Origin of the sequence: Fuscovulum blasticum DSM 2131 (assembly GCF_003034965.1) — a bacterium.
Taxonomy (GTDB): domain Bacteria; phylum Pseudomonadota; class Alphaproteobacteria; order Rhodobacterales; family Rhodobacteraceae; genus Pseudogemmobacter; species Pseudogemmobacter blasticus.
The window spans coordinates 16,069-36,717 of the sequence record NZ_PZKE01000008.1; the positions used below are offsets into that span (position 1 = coordinate 16,069).

Here is a 20,649-nt window from a genome sequence, read left to right on the forward strand (position 1 = left end):
CCCTAGGCCCACATTTGCCGCGCCATTCTGAGGGCGATCCGAAAGGGGCTCCATGCCAGTCGTCGTTGTCGAATCTCCGGCCAAGGCCAAGACGATCAACAAATATCTTGGGCCCGACTTCACGGTCCTCGCCTCTTACGGACATGTCCGCGACCTGCCGGCCAAGGACGGATCGGTCGCGCCGGACGACGGTTTCGCCATGACCTGGGAGGTTGCGCCCGAAAGCCGCAAGCATGTGAAGGCCATCGCCGAGGCGCTGAAGACGGACGACACGCTGATCCTGGCCACCGACCCTGACCGTGAGGGCGAGGCGATTTCCTGGCACCTGAAAGAGGCGCTGAAATCCAGCCTCAAGAAGGGCAAGACCGTCTCTCGCGTCACCTTCAACGCCATCACCAAGGATGCGGTGACCAAGGCGATGAAGGAACCGCGCGAGGTGGATGAGGCGCTGGTCGATGCCTACCTGGCCCGCCGCGCGCTGGACTATCTGGTCGGCTTCACCCTGTCGCCGGTGCTGTGGCGCAAACTGCCCGGCGCCCGCAGCGCGGGCCGGGTGCAATCGGTCTGCCTTCGCCTCATCGTCGATCGCGAGATGGAGATCGAGGCCTTCAAGTCGCAGGAATACTGGACGGTGAAAGCCGTGTTCCGCACCCCGCGCGGGCAGGAATTCGAGGCGGGCCTTGTCACCCTGGGCGGCAAGAAATTGCAGAAATTCGACATTCCGACCGCAACTGCGGCGGAGCTGGCGGTTCAGGCCATCAGTTCCCGAACCTTTGCGATTTCGGCGGTGGAATCCAAGCCGGCCACCCGCAACCCCTGGCCGCCCTTCATGACCTCGACCCTGCAGCAAGAGGCCAGCCGCAAATACGGCATGGGCGCCAAGCAGTGCATGAACGCGGCACAGCGCCTGTATGAGGCGGGCTATATCACCTACATGCGGACTGACGGCATCGACATGGCGCCCGAGGCGGTGATGGCCACCCGGGGCGAGATCGAGAAACGCTTCGGCAAGCCCTATGTTCCCGACAGCCCGCGCATGTACAAGAACAAGGCCAAGAATGCGCAGGAAGCGCATGAATGTATCCGGCCCACCGACATGGGCCTCGGGCCGGAAAAGATCCGGGTCGAGGATGACCAGCGCCGGCTTTATGATCTGATCTGGAAGCGCACAATCGCCAGCCAGATGGCCGCCGCACGTCTGGAACGCACCGCGGTTGACGTGACCAGTCCCGACGGTCAGGTCGGCCTGCGGGCCAACGGCCAGGTCGTGCTGTTTGACGGTTATCTCAAGGTCTATGACCAGGGCCGCGATGATGAGGGCGAGGACGAAGGCCGTCTGCCGCAGATCATGCAGGGCGAGCCCGCCGAAAAGGGTGCGGTCGCGCCGGAGCAGCATTTCACCCAGCCGCCGCCCCGCTATACCGAGGCGACGCTGGTCAAGCGGATGGAAGAGCTGGGGATCGGCCGCCCCTCGACCTATGCCTCGATCCTGACCACGATCGTTGACCGGGAATATGTCCGCAAGGACAAGAACCGCCTGATCCCGGAAGACAAGGGCCGGCTGGTCACGGCGTTTCTGGCCAACTTCTTCCACCGCTATGTGGAATACGACTTCACCGCCGATCTTGAGACGCAACTGGACGACGTGTCCGCCGGTGAGCGCGACTACAAGGATGTGCTGGCCCGGTTCTGGCGCGACTTTTCGGCTGCCGTGGCCGAAACCGCCGATCTGCGCATCAGCGAGGTTCTGGGCAAGATCGACGATTTCCTCAGCCCGCATCTCTATCCGCCGCGGGCTGATGGCGGCGATCCGCGCGCCTGCCCCACCTGCGGCACCGGGCGACTGCATCTGAAGACCGCGCGGTCCGGCGGCGCCTTCATCGGCTGCGGCAATTATCCGGAGTGCCGTTACACCCGTCCCCTGGCGGGCGATTCCGAAAGCGTGGCATCAGACGGCCGGATTCTGGGGCAGGATGAAAACGGCAATGAAATCAGCCTGCGCGCGGGCCGCTTCGGGCCCTATGTCCAGCGGGGCGAGGCCACGGCAGAGCAGCCGAAGCCGGATCGCTCAAGCCTGCCCAAGGGCTGGTCGCCCGACAGCCTGACGCTGGAGCGCGCGCTGGCCCTGCTGTCGTTGCCGCGACTGGTGGGCGCCCACCCCGAGGATGGCCAGCCGGTGGAAACGGCCATTGGCCGGTTCGGTCCCTTCGTCAAACATGGTGCCACCTACGCCAACCTGCCCGATGTGGAAGAGGTGTTCACCCTGGGCATGAACCGGGCGGTGGAAGTGCTGGCCCAGAAGCGCAGCCGTGGCCCCCGCGCCGGGGCGGCGGCGGCCGGTCCGCTCAAGGTGCTGGGCGACCACCCGTCGGGCGGCGAAGTGCAGGTCATGCCGGGCCGATATGGGCCTTACGTCAAATGGGACAAGGTGAACGCGACCCTGCCCAAGGATCTGGCGCCCGAGGCGGTGACGCTGGAGGAGGCGCTGGCGCTGATCGCGGAAAAGGCGGCCAAAGGGGGCGGCAAGCCGGCCCGCAAGACCGCCGCCAAGGCGGCCCCGAAGGCGGCGAAAAAGCCCGCCGCCAAGAAGACGGCGGTCAAGAAGCCGGCTGCGAAGAAGGCCGCCCCTAAGAAGGCGGCCGGGGCTTGACGCCAAGGGGCAGGGGCCACGGCCCCCGCCCTTACTCTAACCTTGCGGGTTCAGCAGCTTGCCCAGCACATCGGCCGCGCGGATGCTGCCGATGCGCTGACCGTTTTCGACCACGGCCAGCGTTCCGCTGCCCTGCCGCAGCGCCTCCATCACCACCTTCACCGGGCTTTCGGCCGTAACCTCGGGGCCAGCCTCGCCATCGGGGGCGGACATCACATCGCGGGCGGTCAGCACCCCCAGCGGGTTCATATGGGCCACGAAATCGGCCACATAGTCGCTGACCGGGTTGGCGATGATCTCGCGTGCGGTGCCGCATTGCACGATACGGCCCCCTTCCAGCAGCGCGATCCGGTTGCCGATCTTGAAGGCTTCGTCCAGATCGTGGCTGACGAAGATGATGGTGCGTTTCAGTTTGGCCTGCAGGTCCAGCAGTTCGTCCTGCAACTTTGCACGGATCAGCGGGTCCAGCGCCGAGAAGGGTTCATCCATCAGCAGGATCGGCGCTTCGGTCACGAAGGCGCGGGCCAGACCCACGCGCTGCTGCATCCCGCCCGACAGCTCGCCCACCTTGCGTTCGGCCCATTGCGTCAGGTTCACCAGCGCAAGCTGGGCGTCCACCCGGGGCAAGCGTTCGGCCGGCGGGATGCCCGCCAGTTCCAGCCCCAGACCAACGTTTTCGCGCACGCTGCGCCAGGGCAGCAGGCCGAATTGCTGGAACACCATGGCGATGCGCGTCGCGCGCAGCCGCCGCAGCGTTGCCGGATCGGCCTTGGTGACCGAAACCATCCGGTCGCCGTCATTCACCCGCACCTCGCCCCGCACCACCGGGTTCAGCGCGTTCACCCCGCGCAGAAGGGTGGACTTGCCCGAACCGGACAGCCCCATCAGCACCAGGATCTCGCCCTCGGCCACGGTCAGCGAACAGTTGTGCACGCCCAGAACCTGCCCGGTGCCGGTCTGGATCTCGCCCCGGCTCTGACCCTGATCCATCAGCGGCAGCGCCAGATGGGGCGCATCGCCGAAAACGATGGAAACATTGTCGAATTCAACAGCGGTGCGCGTCATCTTTCGACCCTCAACATTCGGTCCAGCAGGATGGCCAGCGCCACGATCACGGCGCCCGCCTCAAAGCCCAGATCGGGCCGCACCTGGTTCAGCGCCTTGACCACGGGCACCCCAAGACCCGCCGCCCCGACCCAGGCCGAGATGACGACCATCGACAGCGACAGCATGATGGTCTGGTTCAAGCCCGCCATGATCTGCGGGAACGCCCAGGGAAGTTCGACCTTCCACAACAGTTGCCGCGGGGTGGCGCCAAAGGCGGTGGCCGCCTCTTTCAGCGCGATCGGGGTCGAGGCAACGCCCAGATGCGTCAGCCGGATCGAGGCCGGGACGACGAAGATGATCGAGGCGAACAGCGCCGGCACCACACCGATGGAAAACAGGATGACGAAGGGAATCAGATAGACCGGGGCGGGCAGGGTCTGCATCAGGTCCAGCACCGGCTGCATGGCCTGAAACAGCCGGGGGCGGTGCGCAGCGGCCACCCCGACCGGCACGCCGATGGCCATGCAGATCGCGCAGACGAAGGCCGCCAGCGACAGCGTTTCCGTGGTTTCCTTCCAGTAGCCCTGGTTCAGGATGAACAGGAAGCCAAGTGCCACGATCACGCAGGGTTGCCAGCGGCGCTGGATCACGAAGGTCAGCGCCATGAACAGCGCCACCACCACCAGCGGGCTTATGCTTGCGGGCAGCGTGGGCACCACGATTCCCGCCTGGCGCAGCGCCAGCACGGCCACCAGCCCAAGCGCGCCGACATATCCCGCCAGCTTGAACCGGCGCAGGATCGACAGGGCCAGCACCGCCACCACCACCGCCAGCAGGTCAAGCGGCGGCGCTTGCAGAATGTTGGTCAGCCCTTCCACGGCGCCCTTGGTGGCATCGCCGAAGGCCTTGAAGGTGGGCTTGAAATTCAGTTTCAGCCAGTCGAACAGGGCTTTGGCCCATGGCCCGATGGGGATCTGCCAGGCGGTAAAGTCCATCCGGTCCTCACGCAAGGGAAAGAGGCCCCGATGCGGTGTGCATCGGGGCCGGATACCAGGGCGATTACTGCAGCGCCGCCGCGACGGCGGCCTTGGCGTCTCCACCATCCTTGGTGGTCACGCCGTCCAGCCACGGTTCCCAGACGGCGGGGTTCGCCGCCAGCCAGGCCTTCGCCGCATCGCGCGGGTCTTTCCCATCATTCAGGATCGCGCCCATGATCTCGTTCTCCATGGGCAGCGAGAAGACAAGGTTTTGCAGGAGTTTGCCGGTGTTCGGGCATTCCTTCACATAGCCGGCGCGGGTGTTCGTGGCCACGATGGCGCCGCCGAAGTTGGGGCCGAAGTAATCATCCCCGCCGGTCAGGTAGGTCATCTTGAAGTTGGCGTTCATCGGGTGGGGTTCCCAGCCGAGGAAGACGATGGGCTTGCTCTCGCCATCCTTGTTCGCCACTTCGGCCAGCATCCCCTGTTCGCTGCTTTCCACCACCTCGAACCCGTCCAGTCCGAAGGGGCCTTTCGCGATCATGTCGCTGATCAGGCGGTTGCCGTCATTGCCCGGCTCGATGCCGTAGATCTTGCCTTCCAGCGCATCCTTGTGCGCTGCGATGTCCTTGAAATCCTTGATGCCAAGCGTCGCGCCGGCCTCGTTGGTTGCCAGCGTGTACTTGGCGCCTTCCAGGTTGGTGCGCACGGTGTCCACGGTGCCCGCGTCGCGGTAGGGGGCAATGTCGGCCTCCATCGTGGGCATCCAGTTGCCCAGGAACACATCGACATCGCCTTCGGCCAGCCCGGTATAGGTGACCGGAACAGCCAGAACCTTGATTTCGGTTTCATAGCCAAGCGCGTCCAGCACCAGGGTGGTGGCGGCCGTGGTGGCGGTGATGTCGGTCCAGCCGACATCCGAGAACACGATCTTGTCGCAGCCTTCCGCAAAGGCAGAGCCTGCCAATGCAAAGGTCACTGCGCTGGTCAGAAGGGCAGAACGGATGGTCATGTGGGCTCCCTGGGTTATTGTTGATTGACGAGTCAATAAACTTCATGCTTCGTCCGCCTGACAACAAAAATCTTGAGCGGACGATATGCCGAAGCTTGGAATGGAGCCTATCCGCAAGGCCGCGCTGGTAAAAGCGACGATTGTCGAAATCGGCCGGACGGGGTCGCTGGATGTGACGGTCAGCCAGATCGCCAAGCGGGCGGGCATGTCCCCGGCCCTGGCGCACCATTACTTCGGTTCCAAGGAAGACATGTTCCTGGCCGCCATGCGCCATATCCTTACCCTTTACGGGGCCGAGGTGCGCGGCGCCCTGGCCGCGGCGGAAACGCCCGAAGGGCGGCTGCGGGCGATTCTGCGCGCCTCGTTCAGCCCCGGCAACTTCCGGCGCGAGGCGGTGGGGGCCTGGCTGAACTTCTGGGTGCTGGCCCAGACCGTGCCGCAGGCGCGCCGCCTGCTGGCCATCTATCAGGGGCGGTTGCAGTCGAACCTGATCACGGCCTTGCGCCCGCTGGCCGGGGCACGGGCGCCCGGTATCGCGCAGGGGCTGGGGGCGCTGATCGACGGGCTGTACCTGCGCGAAGTCTTGAAATCCGGCGCCCCCGACGGGGCGGCGGCGGTGGCCACGGCGCTGGCCTTTCTTGAGGCAGAACTGAGGAAACCCGAATGATCGCACAACCCAAGGCCAGCCATTTCGTGGACGGCGCCTATGTCGAGGATACCGCCGGCGCGGCGATTGACGTGCTGTATCCCGCCACTGGCGCGGTGATCGCGCGCCTGCATGAGGCGACGCCCGCCGTGATCGAGGCCGCGCTGGCCAGTGCCGCGCGGGCGCAGGCTGCCTGGGCCGCGACCCGGCCGGTCGAACGTGCCCGCATCCTGCGCCGCGCCGCCGACCTGATCCGCGAAAGGGGCGAGGAGCTGGCCCGTCTGGAAACGCTGGACACCGGCAAGCCCATTCAGGAAACGCGGGTGGCTGACTGGCCAAGCGGGGCCGATGCGCTGGAGTATTTCGCGGGTCTGGCCCCCACTGTTACCGGCGAAACCATCCCGCTGGGGCGCGATTTCGTCTACACGCTGCGTGAACCGCTAGGCGTCTGTGTCGGCATCGGGGCCTGGAACTACCCCAGCCAGATCGCCTGCTGGAAATCGGCACCGGCGCTGGCGCTTGGCAATGCCATGGTGTTCAAACCCAGCGAGGTGACGCCCCTTGGCGCGCTGAAACTGGCCGAGATATTCATCGACGCCGGTCTGCCGCCGGGCCTGTTCAACGTGGTGCAGGGCCGGGGTGCCGTGGGCGGGGCGCTGGTCACCGATGCCCGGGTCGCCAAGGTGTCGCTGACCGGATCGGTGCCGACCGGGCAAAAGGTCTATGCCGCCGCGGCGGCAGGGGTGCGCCATGTCACCATGGAACTGGGCGGCAAGTCGCCGCTGATCGTGTTTGACGATGCCAGTCTGGAAGATGCCGTCGGCGCGGCGATGCTGGCGAATTTCTATTCCGCCGGTCAGGTGTGCAGCAACGGCACGCGGGTTTTCGTGCAGAAGGGCCTGAAGGACCGGTTCCTGGCCCGCCTGAAGGACCGCGCCGAAACCATCCTTCTGGGCGACCCGCAGGACGACGCCACCCAGATGGGCCCGCTGGTCAGCGCCGTCCAACTGGACAAGGTGATGGGCTATATCGACCGCGCCCGCGCCGAAGGCGCCCGGCTGGTGACGGGCGGGGGCAGGGGGGCCGGCAACACCGGCTGGTTCGTGCAGCCCACCGTCTTTGCCGATGTCACCGACACGATGGAAATCGCCCGCGAGGAAGTGTTCGGCCCCGTCATGGCCGTTCTTGACTTCGACACCGAGGATGAGGTGATCGCCCGCGCCAATGCCACCGAATTCGGTCTGGCCGCCGGGGTTTTCACCGCCGACCTGACCCGCGCGCATCGGGTGATCGGCCAGTTGCAGGCCGGCACCTGCTGGATCAACGCCTATAACCTGACCCCGGTGGAATCGCCCTTCGGCGGCTCCAAGCAATCGGGTGTCGGGCGCGAGAACGGCCATGCCGCCGTGGAACATTATACCCAGGTGAAAAGCGTCTATGTCGGGCTTGGCCCGGTGGACGCGCCTTACTGAGAAAGCCCCGCCAAAGGGGCACGGCAACCAACAGGACAAGGGCCGAACACGGGATGTATGCGGACTATGTGATCGTCGGGGCAGGATCGGCCGGTTGTGCCATGGCCTATCGTCTGGCCGAGGCCGGGCGGCGCGTGGTGGTGATCGAATTCGGCGGCAGCGATGCCGGCCCGTTCATCCAGATGCCGGGCGCACTCAGCTATCCGATGAACATGCCGCGCTATGACTGGGGCTTCCAGTCCGAGCCCGAGCCGCATCTGGGCGGCCGCCGTCTGGCCACGCCGCGCGGCAAGGTGATCGGCGGATCGTCCTCGGTGAACGGCATGGTCTATGTGCGCGGCCACGCGCGCGACTATGACACCTGGGCCGAGATGGGGGCGGATGGCTGGTCCTATGCCGATGTGCTGCCCTATTTCAAGCGGATGGAACATTCGCACGGCGGGTCCGGCCCCGAATACCGCGGCACCCGCGGGCCGCTGCACATCACCCGTGGTCCGCGCCACATTCCGCTGTTTGACGCCTTCATCGAAGCGGGCAAGCAGGCCGGCTATCCGGTGACGGAAGATTACAACGGTCGCCAGCAGGAAGGTTTCGGCCCGATGGAGGCGACGATCTGGCGCGGGCGGCGTTGGTCGGCCGCCAATGCCTATCTTCGGCCGGCCATGGCGGGGGGCAATGTCCACCTGATCCGGGGGCTGGCCCGCCGCGTGGTGTTTGAAGGCACCCGCGCCGTGGGGGTTGAGGTGGATGCGCAGAACGGCCGTCAGGTGGTGCGCGCCAACCGCGAGGTGATCCTGGCCGCGTCCTCGATCAACACGCCCAAGCTGCTGATGCTGTCGGGCATCGGGGCGGCCGACCATCTGCGCGAACACGGGATCGAGGTGCTGGCCGACCGGCCGGGTGTGGGCGCGAACCTGCAGGACCACCTTGAAATCTACATGCAGTTCGCCTCGTCCAAGCCGGTGACGCTGTTCAAGTACTGGAATATCTGGGGCAAGATGTGGGTAGGGGCGCAATGGCTGTTCCTGCGCCGCGGGGTCGGCACCTCGAACCAGTTCGAGGCCTGCGGCTTCATCCGGTCCAAGGCAGGGGTCGAATATCCCGACATCCAGTATCACTTCCTGCCGCTGGCCGTGCGGTATGACGGGCGGTCTGCGGCGGGCGGGCATGGGTTCCAGGCGCATGTCGGGCCGATGCGGTCAAAGTCACGCGGTTCGGTCACGCTGCGTTCGGCCGATCCGGCCGAGGCCCCGGTGATCCGTTTCAACTACATGTCCACCCCCGAGGACTGGGAGGATTTCCGCGCCTGCGTTCGTCTGACGCGCGAGATCTTTGGCCAGCCGGCGATGGATGGCTTCGTCAAGGGCGAAATCCAGCCCGGCCCCGCCGTGCAAAGCGATGCCGAGATTGACGCCTTCCTGCGCGAGCATGTCGAAAGCGCCTATCACCCCTGCGGCACCGCCCGGATGGGGCGCGCCGATGATGCGATGGCGGTGGTTGATCCGCAATGTCGGGTGATCGGCGTCGAAGGGCTGCGCGTGGCCGACAGTTCGATCTTCCCGCAGGTGACGAACGGCAACCTCAACGCGCCGTCGATCATGGTGGGCGAAAAGGCGGCGGACCATGTGCTGGACCGTGCGCCGCTGCCGGCCTCGAACCTGGAGCCCTGGATCAACCCGGCCTGGCGCACCTCTCAGCGGTGATTTGACCAAGGTCATAGTGACATGCCTTGCCCCGCCTTATGATTGATAAGGCAGACAAAAGGAGAAGACGATGTCGCATACGCCCCACGACCTGGCCGAGGAATTCCCGGCAGAAGCGGCCCGGATTGCGGAACTGAAGGAAAGCGACGCGCATTTCTCGAAGCTGGTTGAGGAATACAATCAGGTGAACCAGGCGGTGTATCGGGCGGAAAACCGCATCGACACGGTTTCCGAAGAGCATGAGGAAGCCTTGCGCCGTCAGCGCGCCCGCCTGAAAGACAGCCTCTGGGCCATCATCCGCAAGGCCTGATCAGCCGGCAATCTCATAAGGCAGCACGTCCCGCCGGTCGGGGTTGACGCGCAGGCGTCGCTCCAGCGGCGGGACCGATCTTTGATGGCAGGTTGGGCGTTCGCAGATCCGGCAGGAAATGCCGATCGGCTCGAACCGGCCTTTCAGATCCAGCCCGTCGGCATAGACCATTTCGGCGGCGTGCTGGACCTCGCATCCCAGACCGATGGCATAGCGGCGGACCGGGGCCAGAAAGGCCCCGGCCGGCTTTGACACGTCGCGCGCAAGGCACAGGTAGCGCACGCCATCCGGCGTTTCTGCAAGCTGGCGCAGGAACTGGCCGGGCGTTTCAAACGCCCTGTGCATGTTCCACAGCGGGCAGGCGCCGCCGAAGCGGGCGAATTGCAGCCGCGTGGCGGAGTGGCGCTTGGTGATGGTGCCGGCCTGATCAACCCGGACAAAGAAGAACGGAATCCCCTTGGCGCCCGGCCGCTGCAAGGTGGACAGCCGGTGTGCCACCTGTTCGATGGAGGCGCCGAACAGATCGGCCAGACGCTCCAGATCGTGGCGGGTGTCCTTGGCCGCCTGCAGGAACGCCCGATAGGGCAGAAGGGCTGCCCCGGCGAAATAGTTGGCCAGCCCGATCTTGGCGATCTCGCGCGCCTCGGGGGTTGAAAAGCGGGCCAGATCCAGCGTCGCTTCCAGCAAGTCGTTATGGGCGATCAGCGCCACCTGATGCAGCAACTGGAACCGTTTTGTCGGCCCCGAGGCCCGGGCCGAGACTTCCAGCCGCCGCGTGGCGGGATCATAGCGGCGCAGGCCGGAATTGTCGGAAAAATGCAAGCTGATGCCAAGGCGGTGGAACAGGTCTTCTGCAAGAATAGTAACGTCTTTTCTGTTACCTCCGGGCATTGCGAAATGTTCCGCTGCCCGGTCCACCGCATCCAGGTAATTGTCGCAATAGTGAAAGAAATCCCGAACCTCTTCCCAGGGGCTCGGCTTCAGGCTGGCACCTTCCCGCCCCAGGGCTTCGTCCAGCGAGGCCAGGCGTTCGTGGGTCTGGCGGTAGGCGCGGTGCAGGTCAAGGAAGGCGCGCGCCAGCGCCGGGGCGTTGGACGCGGCCAGCCGCAGATCGGCCAGCGGCGGCTGGCCGCTGGTGAACACCGGGTCGGCCAGCGCCTCGCGCATGTCGCTGACAAGGCGTTCGCTTTCGCCCACCGTCAGTTCGGTCACGTCCAGCCCGAATTCCTGCGCCAGCGCCAGCACCACGCCGGCAGACACCGGGCGGTGGTTGTTCTCCATCTGGTTCAGATAGGGCAGCGACACGCCCAGCTTGTCGGCAAAGGCCTTCTGCGTCAGGCTCAGCCTGCCACGGATTTCTCGCAGCTTGACACCGGCATAAAGCTTCTGGCTGGGCATGGGCCACCTCGGCTGGGATTTGCAAAGACAGGCATCGCTTTGCAAAGGCCGTGGGTCAAGGGGAAAGACCCAGATCCCGGGCGCGGCGGATGACCGCAAGGATCGCCACCACCGACCCGACCGAGGATGCCAGCATCAGCAGGATCAGCGGCGTCTCGGTCGATCCGGGGGGCAGCAGCACCCCCGCAAGCGAGGCCAGCCCGGCCCCGCCGCCAATGATGAAGGCCCCGCCAAGCCCCGAGGCCGTGCCCGCCACTTCGGGCCGGACGGACAGGATGCCCGCATTGGCATTGGGCAGGCAGACCCCGTTGCCGATGCCCATGGCCATGGTCAGCCCGAAGAACACCACCGGCCCCGACAACCCCGCCAGAGTCAGCGCCAGCAGCACCACCAGCCCCGCCGTGGTGATGACGGTTCCGATCAGCACCATCCGGTTCATCCCCACCCGCACCGACCAGCGCCCGGCGATGAAATTCCCGCCCATGTAGCCCACGGCCGTCAGGGCAAACAGCGCCCCGACATGGGCCGAAGAGAGGCCGAACACCTCGGTCCCGACATAGGGCGCCCCGCCAAGGTAGGCGAAGAAGCACCCCGAGGCGAGGGCGGCCGACAGGCAATAGCCCCAGAACCGGCGTGATCCCAGCAGCACCGGATACTGGCGCGCCTGATCGCGCAGCGACACCCGGCGCAGCGTGGCGGTTTCACCCAGATCGAACCAGATCAGCGCCATGACAACCGCCCCCAGCCCCAGCAGCAGGGCAAAGTTCGCCTGCCAGCCGAAAGCCTCGTCCAGAACCCCGCCGATCACCGGGCCGATCATCGGCACCACGCTCATCCCCATGGTGACATAGCCGATCATCGAGGCCGCTTCGGCATCGCTGACCATGTCGCGCACGATGGCGCGGCTGAGCACCATGCCGGCGGCCACCACCGCCTGCGCCATGCGGCAGATCAGGAACACCGTGGCATTCGGCGCCAGCAGCGTGCCTACCGTTGCCAGCAGGAACAGCGCAAAGGACCAGATCAGCACCTTGCGGCGACCGAAGCGGTCGCTCAGCGGCCCGATGGCGATCTGCAATGCGGCGGACAGCGCCAGATACAGCGCCACCGATTGCTGCATCAGGCCATAGGGCACGCCAAACCATTCCGCCATGCCGGGCAGGGACGGCAGGAAGATGTTCATGGTCAGCGCGGAAAGACCTGCCACCAGCACCAGCGTCAGCAGATGCGGCGGGGTCGTCCGGTCAAGAAAGCGGGCTTTGGGGCGATCAGTCATCCCCAAGCGCTACGCCGGGCGCCCTGGCTTGTCCACGGGCGCGCGGGTGCGAACCTGCCTCAAACCCATTTGTGAAAGATGAAAAATGCCCCCAGGGCGATGAAGGCAAAGCCGAGGGCATGGTTCCACATCAGCGGTTCCTTTAGGTAAAGCACCGAAAAGACCGCAAAGACCAACAGGGTGATGACCTCCTGAATGGTCTTGAGCTGGGCCGCGTTGAAGGTGCCGTAGCCGATGCGGTTGGCCGGAACCATCAGGCAGTATTCGAAGAAGGCGATGCCCCAACTGACGAAGATCGCGGTGATCAGCGGCACCGACTTGTCTTTCAGGTGGCCATACCAGGCGAATGTCATGAACACGTTCGAGGCCACAAGAAGGCCGATGGTGATGACGGGAACAGGCAGTGTAGTCATGACGCGCCTCTTGCGATTTGGGCTGTGATACCCAATCGCCGCGCCGGGCGCGAGGTTTCGCAAATTTGCAATTCGCGCGATGCTTGCTGCGCGCTCTATGCAAATTTACGATCTTCCTCTTTACGCAACCCGTACAGCCGCTATGGTCGCGCAAATTTTCCGGGGGGAGAGTGACCCATGAAGGACATCCTGGCCGAACTCGAGTCGCGGCGCGAAACCGCGCGGGCGGGGGGCGGTGAGCGCCGCGTTGCCGCGCAGCACGCCAAGGGCAAGCTGACGGCGCGCGAACGGATCGACCTTCTGCTCGACGAAGGCTCGTTCGAAGAGTTCGACATGTTCGTCGCGCATCGCTGCACCGATTTCGGCATGGAGAAGGATCGCCCCGCCGGGGATGGCGTGGTCACCGGCTGGGGCACGATCAACGGCCGCATGGTCTATGTGTTCAGCCAGGATTTCACGGTGTTCGGCGGATCGCTGTCCGAAACCCATGCGCAGAAGATCTGCAAGATCATGGACATGGCCATGCAGAACGGCGCCCCCGTGATTGGCCTGAACGACAGCGGCGGCGCCCGCATCCAGGAAGGCGTGGCCAGCCTTGCCGGCTATGCCGAGGTGTTCCAGCGCAACATCATGGCCAGCGGCGTGGTGCCCCAGATCAGCGTGATCATGGGCCCCTGCGCCGGCGGCGCGGTCTATTCGCCCGCGATGACCGACTTCATCTTCATGGTGAAGGACAGCTCCTACATGTTCGTGACCGGCCCCGATGTGGTGAAGACGGTGACGAACGAAGTGGTCACCGCCGAGGAACTGGGCGGCGCCAGCACCCATACCCGCAAGTCCAGCGTGGCCGACGGCGCCTTTGAAAACGATGTCGAGGCGCTTGCCGAGATCCGCCGCCTGTTCGACTTCCTGCCGCTGAACAACCGCGAAAAGGCGCCGGTCCGCCCGTTCTTCGATGATCCGGCGCGGGTCGAGGCCAGCCTGGACACGCTGATCCCGGACAACCCCAACCAGCCCTACGACATGAAGGAACTGATCCTCAAGATCGCGGATGAGGGCGACTTCTACGAGATCCAGAAGGATTACGCCGGCAACATCATCACCGGCTTTGTCCGCATCGAGGGCCAGACCGTCGGTGTGGTTGCCAACCAGCCGATGGTTCTGGCGGGCTGCCTTGACATCGACAGCTCGCGCAAGGCCGCGCGGTTCGTCCGCTTCTGCGATGCCTTCGAAATTCCGATCCTGACCCTGGTCGATGTGCCGGGCTTCCTGCCGGGCACGTCGCAGGAATACGGCGGCGTCATCAAGCATGGCGCGAAACTGCTGTTCGCCTATGGCGAGGCGACGGTTCCCAAGGTCACGGTCATCACCCGCAAGGCCTATGGCGGGGCCTATGACGTGATGGCGTCCAAGCACCTGCGCGGCGATTTCAACTATGCCTGGCCGACGGCGGAAATCGCGGTGATGGGCGCCAAGGGCGCGACCGAGATCCTTTATCGCAGCGAACTGGGTGACAAGGACAAGATCGCCGCCCGGACGGCGGACTATGAAGACCGTTTCGCCAATCCCTTCGTTGCGGCTGAAAAGGGCTTCATCGACGAGGTGATCCGTCCGCAATCCACTCGCCGCCGGGTCGCCCGGGCCTTTGCGTCGCTGCGGGGCAAGCGGCTTGAGAACCCCTGGAAAAAGCACGACAACATTCCGCTCTGAGGCCCGACGATGCGCCCCGCACGCCGCTCCTTCGCTGCCCTTGTCACGGCCCTGGCCGCCAGCCTGCTGCTGGCCGCCGGTGGCTGCGAAGAGGACAAGAAGGACGCCGGCGGTGAGGTTGTCGCCGTTCCCTCGGGGCGCGAGGTGCGGGCGCTGGACGTGATCACCAACGCGCGCGGCACCGAAGGGGCGGCGGCCCGCTTCCGCTTCGTGGTGCCCGGTCTCAAATCCGGGGACGACTGGGTGGACGACATGCAGGCGCTTTGCGACGGTTATGCCGTCCCGCGCACCGAAGGCATGGTGCCCGCCCCGCAGCAGATCATCATCTCCCTCTCGGCAAGCCCGGTGCCCTTTGGCGAGGCGGCCCCCGATGTGGTGCAGCTTTTCGAAAGCTATTCCTTCAAGGACGGCTCCTGCATCTGGGAGGTTTTCTGAAGATGGCACCATATCTTGTTGACTCTGCGGGGTTTTGCCGCGGCTCTGATGTAACTGAGTCACAGCTTGGCACAAAGGCCGGTCCGGCGTGTCAATCGTTTGTCATTTCAGATAGAATCGCCACAGGCCGGACCCTTGCGGCCTGGACCTCGAAGCGGGGCGCTGCGGGCATGTTGCCCCTGACGACCCCCAACAAAGAAGGAACTAGAGGATGTCGAGCACCACGCGTATCGTTATTGCCCTTGCCATGGTCGGCTTCATCGCCGCCTGCGCCAAGAAGGCCGAAGAAGTCGTCTACGTCGGCGACGCCGTTTCGGTCGAACCGACCTACACCGGCAAGTACAAGTAAGACCGAAGCGCGGGCTGTTGCGGCCTTTGCGCCCCGGCCCGCCTTTTTTCTGCGCAGAAGGGTGCGGGAATCCGCCCCGTTTGTGCCATACCTGTTTGCGTCTGGACTCCTGCCCTCATATGGTGTCGGCGCATGCGTTGAATCACACTGGAGGTTGACATGCGGACCACTGCTATCATTGCCATGCTGGCGCTCACTGCTATCGCTGCTTGCTCGAAGCCGGCTCCGGCTCCGGAGCCCGCTCCGATCAGCGTCGAGCCGACCTACACCGGCAAGTACAAGTAAGACCAAGCGGTCCGGCCGGTCTCCGGCCGGACCCGCCCCTTGCCGGGGGATTCCGGCACTTCGCATTTTGGCGTCGCTGACAGATTTTCTTGCTTTTCGCCCTGCGCGGCGAGAAGATTTCATCACTTCACCTGTTTCAGATTGGAGCATTCGATGCGTATTCGCGCTCTGGTTTCCTGTGGTCTTGTCTCGGTCGCCGTCCTTGTGGCCTGTGCCCCAAAGGCGCCGCCCCCGATCATGCCCGAACCCGTCTATGACAAATACGGCAATGAGGTTCTCAGCGGCGGCGACGGCGGAGCCTGCCGCGATGGCCGCCAGAGCTATGGCGCGAACGATGCCCGCGCCAGCCTGCCGATCTGTGCAGGGTCTTGCGGTGCCGGCTACGCTGCCACGGCCAACCGCCAGCAATGTGTGCCCGTCACGCGCGATGGCGGTGGCGATCAACAGACCGGGCGTGACCCGCAAGGAAGCCCGACCCGCGGCTGATCTGCCCAAGCGCCGGGTCGCCCCTCGAAAGGAGACCCGGCCATGCTGAAGCACCGTGGCTTTCCTGGCCGGATGCCGGGAACCGATTTCCAGTTCACCATTCGCCGGGCCAACGTCAAGGAAGGCCCGACCAAGATCATCCGGCGTGAGCGGTTCAAGGATCGCAAATACGCGGACCGCATGGCGGATCAGGCCTTCATGGCCGCGCTCTGGTCCTGTTTCGGCGAGGACGTGTTCGAGCGCGGCAATCTGGATGCCGGTCGCCTGTCCTGGCTGATCGGGCGCGAGGTTGTGCCGGCCGAAGATCCGTTCGATCCGGCGTCTTATGAAGCCCTGCTGCGCATCGACGTGGCCCGCGCTCAGGCAGCCTTCCCGCAGGTGTTTGCCCCCGACGCCCCCGCCTTCGACTGGGGCGATGACGAGGACGACCCGGCATGATCCTGCGCAGCGGCCCCGCGAACCGGCAGCTTTGCGCGCAGCCCGCCGTGGCCGCGCAGATGGCGTTTGCGTCCCGGGCCGGGCATGGGCGATCCTTGTCCCTGCGGGCCGGTGCTTTCCGCCGGCGCATGTCGGAGCAGGCCCGCTTCCCTTCCTTTCCCCTGCGGTCCGGCCCTTCAGGGGTCGGGCCGGTCTTTCCGCGTGCCTGTGCCGGCAATCGGCAAACTGTCGCCATCGTGAAGGACGGCTTCGCGCAAGACCTCTTTAACTCTCCGTGCTTTGCGGTAGACTCCTCGCCAATAACAACAACGTATCGAGGCAGTACATCATGCGTAAGACAATCGTGCTTCTGGCACTGGCGACCTTCTCGGTTGCTGGCTGCGTCAGCAACAATGGCTACGGCAACCAACAGCCGCTCAACAACGCGGCCGTCCGCACCGTGGGCGGTGCTGCGGCGGGTGCCGTCATTGCCGATGTCACCGGCGGCTCGAAAACCAAGGGCGCGCTCATCGGCGCCGTGGTCGGCGGTGCGTCCTGCGCCGTTCCGGGCACCAACAACTGCTACTGAGCTGACGTCCGCGCGTCGCGCGGACCGTCCGGCCTTACCGATCCACAGGGCTCTTCCGGGGTGTCTCCCCGGAGGGGCCCTTTTCTTTTCTGACCCGGCCATCCGGGCAGAGCCGAGGGAGTGACATGTTCAAGAAGATCCTGATCGCCAACCGGGGCGAAATCGCGTGCCGCGTCATCAAGACCGCGCGCAAGATGGGCATCAAGACCGTCGCGGTCTATTCCGATGCCGACCGCAACGCGCTGCACGTCAAGATGGCGGATGAGGCGGTTCATATCGGTCCGCCCCCGGCCGCCCAGTCCTATATCGTGATCGACAAGATCATGGACGCCATCCGCCAGACCGGCGCCGAGGCGGTGCATCCCGGCTATGGCTTCCTGTCGGAACGCCGCGATTTCGCCGCCGCGCTGGAAAAGGAGGGCGTGGTTTTCATCGGCCCGCCGTCCCCGGCGATTGAGGCCATGGGCGACAAGATCACCTCGAAGAAGCTGGCGAAAGAGGCCGGTGTCAGCACGGTGCCGGGCTACATGGGCCTGATCGCCGATGCCGAGGAAGCCGTGAAGATCAGCGGCGAGATCGGCTATCCGGTGATGATCAAGGCCTCGGCCGGCGGCGGCGGCAAGGGGATGCGGATCGCCTGGAACGAAAGCGAGGTGGCCGAAGGCTTCCAGTCGTCAAAGAACGAGGCGGCTTCCAGCTTTGGCGACGACCGGATCTTCATCGAGAAATTCGTGACACAGCCGCGCCACATCGAAATTCAGGTGCTGGCGGACAAGCACGGCAACTGCGTCTACCTGCACGAACGCGAATGCTCGATCCAGCGCCGGAACCAGAAGGTCATCGAAGAGGCCCCGTCGCCCTTCCTGGATGAAGCCACCCGCAAGGCGATGGGCGAACAGGCCTGCGCGCTGGCCCGCGCGGTGGGCTACACCAGCGCCGGCACGGTGGAATTCATCGTGGACGGCAACCGCAACTTCTATTTCCTGGAAATGAACACGCGGCTGCAGGTTGAACATCCTGTGACCGAGCTGATCACCGGCGTCGATCTGGTGGAACAGATGATCCGCGTCGCAGCGGGCGAAAAGCTGCCCTTCGCGCAGAAGGATCTCAAGATCACCGGCTGGGCGATGGAAAGCCGGCTTTACGCCGAAGACCCCTATCGCAACTTCCTGCCTTCGATCGGCCGGCTCACCCGCTACCGCCCGCCGGTGGAAGGCCCGACCGACCGCGGCGGCATCGTGCGCAACGATACCGGCGTGTTCGAGGGCGGCGAGATCAGCATGTTCTACGACCCGATGATCGCCAAGCTCTGCACCTGGGGCAAGGATCGCGCCCATGCCATCGAAGAGATGCGCCTTGCGCTGGACACGTTCGAGGTGGAAGGCATCGGCCACAACCTGCCCTTCGTCGGCGCCGTGATGGACCATCCGCGCTTTGTCAGCGGCAATATCACCACCGCCTTCATCGCCGAGGAATACCCCGACGGCTTCCAGGGCGCGACGCTGGACGAGGCCACGCTGCGCCGGGTTGCGGCGGCGGCGGCGGCGATGAACCGCGTTGCCGAAATCCGCCGCACGCGGATTTCCGGCACCATGGACAACCACACCCGCCGCGTGGGCGATGACTGGGTGGTCAGCCTGGACGGGCAGGCCTTCCCTGTCACCATCAAGGCCGACCATGACGGGTCTTCCGTGCAGTTCGACGATGGCAGCGTGCTGCGCGTCGAATCCGACTGGACGCCCGGCCAGCCGCTGGCGCGCGTGACCGTCGGGGGCACGCCGATGGCGATCAAGGTCGGCAAGATCCCGATGGGCTTCCGTATGCGTCTGCGCGGGGCGGACCTCAAGGTTCTGGTGCAAAGCCCCCGGCAGAAAGACCTGTCGGCCCTGATGCTGGAAAAGGCGCCGCCGGATACCTCGAAATACCTGCTGTGCCCGATGCCGGGGCTGGTCGTGAAGATCAGCGTCGAAGCGGGGCAGGAGGTTCAGGAAGGCCAGGCGCTGGCCACCGTGGAAGCCATGAAGATGGAAAACATCCTCAAGGCCGAACGCAAGGGCGTGGTCAAGGCGATCAAGGCCACCGCCGGCGCCAGCCTCAAGGTCGATGATGTGATCATGGAATTCGAATAGGCATGATCCGGCACGGGGCAGACACGGCGCAAAGGGGGGCTGGACGAATGTTCATCATTTGTTCCAATATCCCCGCCTGTCCGCCCTGTCCCGAGTCGGCCCGCCATGGATCTGCATGTCTCAACCCTGTTCTTCGACATGAACAGCTTCTACGCCTCGGTCGCCCAGGCCGAGGAGCCGGCGCTGATGGGCCGTCCGGTGGGCGTGCTGACGACCGATGCCCCGAACGCGGGCTGCATCGCCGCCAGCATCGACGCCAAACGGCTTGGTGTCGGCATGGGCACCCGGCAGGACGAGGCGCGGCGCCTGTGCCCCGGCATCGTGTTCCGTCCGGTCCGGCACGATGTCTGCGTGCGTTACCACCATGCGATCCTCGCGGCGGTGGAAACCGTGGTGCCGGTGCACCGGATCTGGTCGATCGACGAATGTTCCTGCCTGCTGACCGGCTCGGAACAGCGGCTCGACCGCGCCTTGGCGATTGGCCGCGCCTTGCAGCAGGCAGTGCTGGACCGGGTGCATCCGGCGTTGCGCTGTTCGGTGGGGCTTGGCCCGACGCGGCTTCTGGCCAAGGTGGCGGCCGGGCTGGAAAAGCCGGGGGGGCTGCACTGGCTGTTGCCGCATGTGCTGCCCGACCGCATCGCCCATCTGGCGCTGGACGATCTGCCGGGGATTTCCCGGCGCATGAAGCTGCGGCTGGAAGCGGCGGGTATCCCGGATGTGCGGGCGCTTTTCGCGCTGGACCCCAAGCGCGCGCGGGCGATCTGGCACAGTGTGACCGGCGAACGCTTCCTGCGCGAATTGCGCGGCGAAACCGTGATCTGGCCGGAAACGCGGCGCGGCATGATCGGGCACGGGCAGGTGCTGACCGCGGGCAACAAGACGCCCGAGGGCGCGCGGCTGGTGGCGCGGCGCCTGCTGGTCAAGGCGGCCGCCCGGCTGCGGCGCGAAGGGTTCCTGGCCCGCAGCCTGCATGTCTCGGTCCGGTCGGAAGACGGGGCGTCCTCGGCGCAAGAGGGGCAGATCCGCGCCACGCAGGACACATTCTTCCTGTTGCAGACGCTGGATCGCTACTGGTCCGGGCTGCGGCTGCGTCGGCTGCGGGCGGTGAATGTCATGCTGGGCGGGCTGATTGCCGAGGGGCAGGTGACGGACGATCTGTTCGAAAGCCCCGGACCGGCGGCCGAAGCGGGCCGGGCCGGGCTATGCCGGGCAATCGACGCGCTGAACCAGCGGTTCGGTCAGGACACGGTGCATTTCGGTTCGCTGCCCCCGCATCGGGTGCCCTATACGGGCGCCAAGATTGCCTTCGGGCGCATCCCCGTGGCCGAGGATTTTCTGGAATAGC

19 protein-coding genes are annotated in these 20,649 nt (G+C 65.4%); 13 read left to right on the top strand and 6 right to left on the bottom strand.

The genetic code is table 11. The features are described 5' to 3' along the window. Nucleotides 1-52 precede the first annotated feature (52 nt). On the top strand, nt 53-2,650 hold the full coding sequence (gene topA, locus C5F44_RS09660; protein ID WP_107673330.1) for a type I DNA topoisomerase: 2,598 nt from the start codon (nt 53-55) through the stop codon (nt 2,648-2,650). A gap of 36 nt (nt 2,651-2,686) precedes the next feature. Here the strand turns inward: topA and choV are convergent, their stop codons facing one another. From choV to choX, 3 genes are all read right to left on the bottom strand, one after another. Continuing rightward, on the bottom strand, nt 2,687-3,715 hold the full coding sequence (choV, locus tag C5F44_RS09665) for a choline ABC transporter ATP-binding protein (RefSeq protein ID WP_107673331.1): 1,029 nt from the start codon (nt 3,713-3,715) through the stop codon (nt 2,687-2,689). Further along, nucleotides 3,712-4,692: an ABC transporter permease subunit gene (locus C5F44_RS09670; RefSeq protein WP_107673332.1), complete on the bottom strand. Its 981-nt coding sequence runs from the start codon at nt 4,690-4,692 to the stop codon at nt 3,712-3,714. The genes choV and C5F44_RS09670 overlap by 4 nt, the downstream gene beginning before the upstream one ends. A 64-nt stretch (nt 4,693-4,756) precedes the next feature. Then, nucleotides 4,757-5,686, bottom strand: coding sequence for a choline ABC transporter substrate-binding protein (gene choX / locus C5F44_RS09675; protein ID WP_107673333.1), 930 nt, complete (start codon nt 5,684-5,686; stop codon nt 4,757-4,759). A gap of 85 nt (nt 5,687-5,771) precedes the next feature. Between choX and betI the strand changes: the two genes are divergently transcribed. The 4 genes from betI (at nt 5,772) to C5F44_RS09695 (ending at nt 9,817) form a co-directional block, all read left to right on the top strand. Further along, a complete protein-coding gene (gene betI, locus C5F44_RS09680; RefSeq protein WP_107673334.1) occupies nt 5,772-6,353 on the top strand; it encodes a transcriptional regulator BetI in 582 nt (193 codons plus the stop codon). Beyond that, nucleotides 6,350-7,804 (top strand): betaine-aldehyde dehydrogenase, encoded by a 1,455-nt coding sequence (gene betB, locus C5F44_RS09685; protein ID WP_107673335.1) that lies wholly within the window; start codon nt 6,350-6,352, stop codon nt 7,802-7,804. Before betI ends, betB begins: the two co-directional genes overlap by 4 nt. A gap of 53 nt (nt 7,805-7,857) precedes the next feature. Then, complete coding sequence (gene betA / locus C5F44_RS09690; protein ID WP_107673336.1) at nt 7,858-9,507, top strand: choline dehydrogenase; 1,650 nt, start codon at nt 7,858-7,860, stop codon at nt 9,505-9,507. A 70-nt stretch (nt 9,508-9,577) separates the two neighbouring features. Beyond that, nucleotides 9,578-9,817, top strand: coding sequence for an HP1242/YdcH family protein (locus C5F44_RS09695; protein WP_107673337.1), 240 nt, complete (start codon nt 9,578-9,580; stop codon nt 9,815-9,817). Here C5F44_RS09695 and C5F44_RS09700 read toward each other — a convergent pair whose 3' ends face one another. The 3 genes from C5F44_RS09700 to C5F44_RS09710 are packed head-to-tail and all read right to left on the bottom strand — an operon-like array spanning nt 9,818 to nt 12,904. After that, nucleotides 9,818-11,215, bottom strand: coding sequence for a helix-turn-helix domain-containing protein (locus C5F44_RS09700; RefSeq protein WP_107673338.1), 1,398 nt, complete (start codon nt 11,213-11,215; stop codon nt 9,818-9,820). Nucleotides 11,216-11,270: 55 nt separating this feature from the next. Next, nucleotides 11,271-12,491, bottom strand: a complete 1,221-nt coding sequence (locus tag C5F44_RS09705) for a multidrug effflux MFS transporter (RefSeq protein WP_107673339.1) — start codon at nt 12,489-12,491, stop codon at nt 11,271-11,273. A gap of 59 nt (nt 12,492-12,550) precedes the next feature. Then, nucleotides 12,551-12,904: a DMT family protein gene (locus C5F44_RS09710; protein WP_107673340.1), complete on the bottom strand. Its 354-nt coding sequence runs from the start codon at nt 12,902-12,904 to the stop codon at nt 12,551-12,553. Between the two features lie 177 nt (nt 12,905-13,081). Here C5F44_RS09710 and C5F44_RS09715 point away from each other — a divergent pair, with 177 nt between their 5' ends. The 8 genes from C5F44_RS09715 (at nt 13,082) to C5F44_RS09745 (ending at nt 20,648) form a co-directional block, all read left to right on the top strand. Further along, nucleotides 13,082-14,614: an acyl-CoA carboxylase subunit beta gene (locus C5F44_RS09715; protein ID WP_107673341.1), complete on the top strand. Its 1,533-nt coding sequence runs from the start codon at nt 13,082-13,084 to the stop codon at nt 14,612-14,614. Between the two features lie 9 nt (nt 14,615-14,623). Further along, complete coding sequence (locus C5F44_RS09720) at nt 14,624-15,049, top strand: DUF6497 family protein (protein WP_219908676.1); 426 nt, start codon at nt 14,624-14,626, stop codon at nt 15,047-15,049. Nucleotides 15,050-15,260: 211 nt separating this feature from the next. Then, nucleotides 15,261-15,398, top strand: coding sequence for a hypothetical protein (locus tag C5F44_RS17995; protein ID WP_164681890.1), 138 nt, complete (start codon nt 15,261-15,263; stop codon nt 15,396-15,398). Between the two features lie 438 nt (nt 15,399-15,836). Continuing rightward, complete coding sequence (locus C5F44_RS09725) at nt 15,837-16,169, top strand: hypothetical protein (protein WP_146161927.1); 333 nt, start codon at nt 15,837-15,839, stop codon at nt 16,167-16,169. A gap of 42 nt (nt 16,170-16,211) precedes the next feature. Continuing rightward, a complete protein-coding gene (locus tag C5F44_RS09730) occupies nt 16,212-16,607 on the top strand; it encodes a hypothetical protein (protein ID WP_107673343.1) in 396 nt (131 codons plus the stop codon). Nucleotides 16,608-16,935: 328 nt separating this feature from the next. Beyond that, nucleotides 16,936-17,175, top strand: a complete 240-nt coding sequence (locus tag C5F44_RS09735) for a hypothetical protein (protein ID WP_123876540.1) — start codon at nt 16,936-16,938, stop codon at nt 17,173-17,175. Between the two features lie 125 nt (nt 17,176-17,300). Continuing rightward, on the top strand, nt 17,301-19,304 hold the full coding sequence (locus C5F44_RS09740; protein ID WP_107673345.1) for an acetyl-CoA carboxylase biotin carboxylase subunit: 2,004 nt from the start codon (nt 17,301-17,303) through the stop codon (nt 19,302-19,304). A 105-nt stretch (nt 19,305-19,409) separates the two neighbouring features. Then, the gene (locus C5F44_RS09745) at nt 19,410-20,648 is read left to right on the top strand and encodes a Y-family DNA polymerase (RefSeq protein WP_107673346.1); all 1,239 of its coding nucleotides are present in this window, start codon (nt 19,410-19,412) and stop codon (nt 20,646-20,648) included. Nucleotide 20,649: the final 1 nt, after the last annotated feature.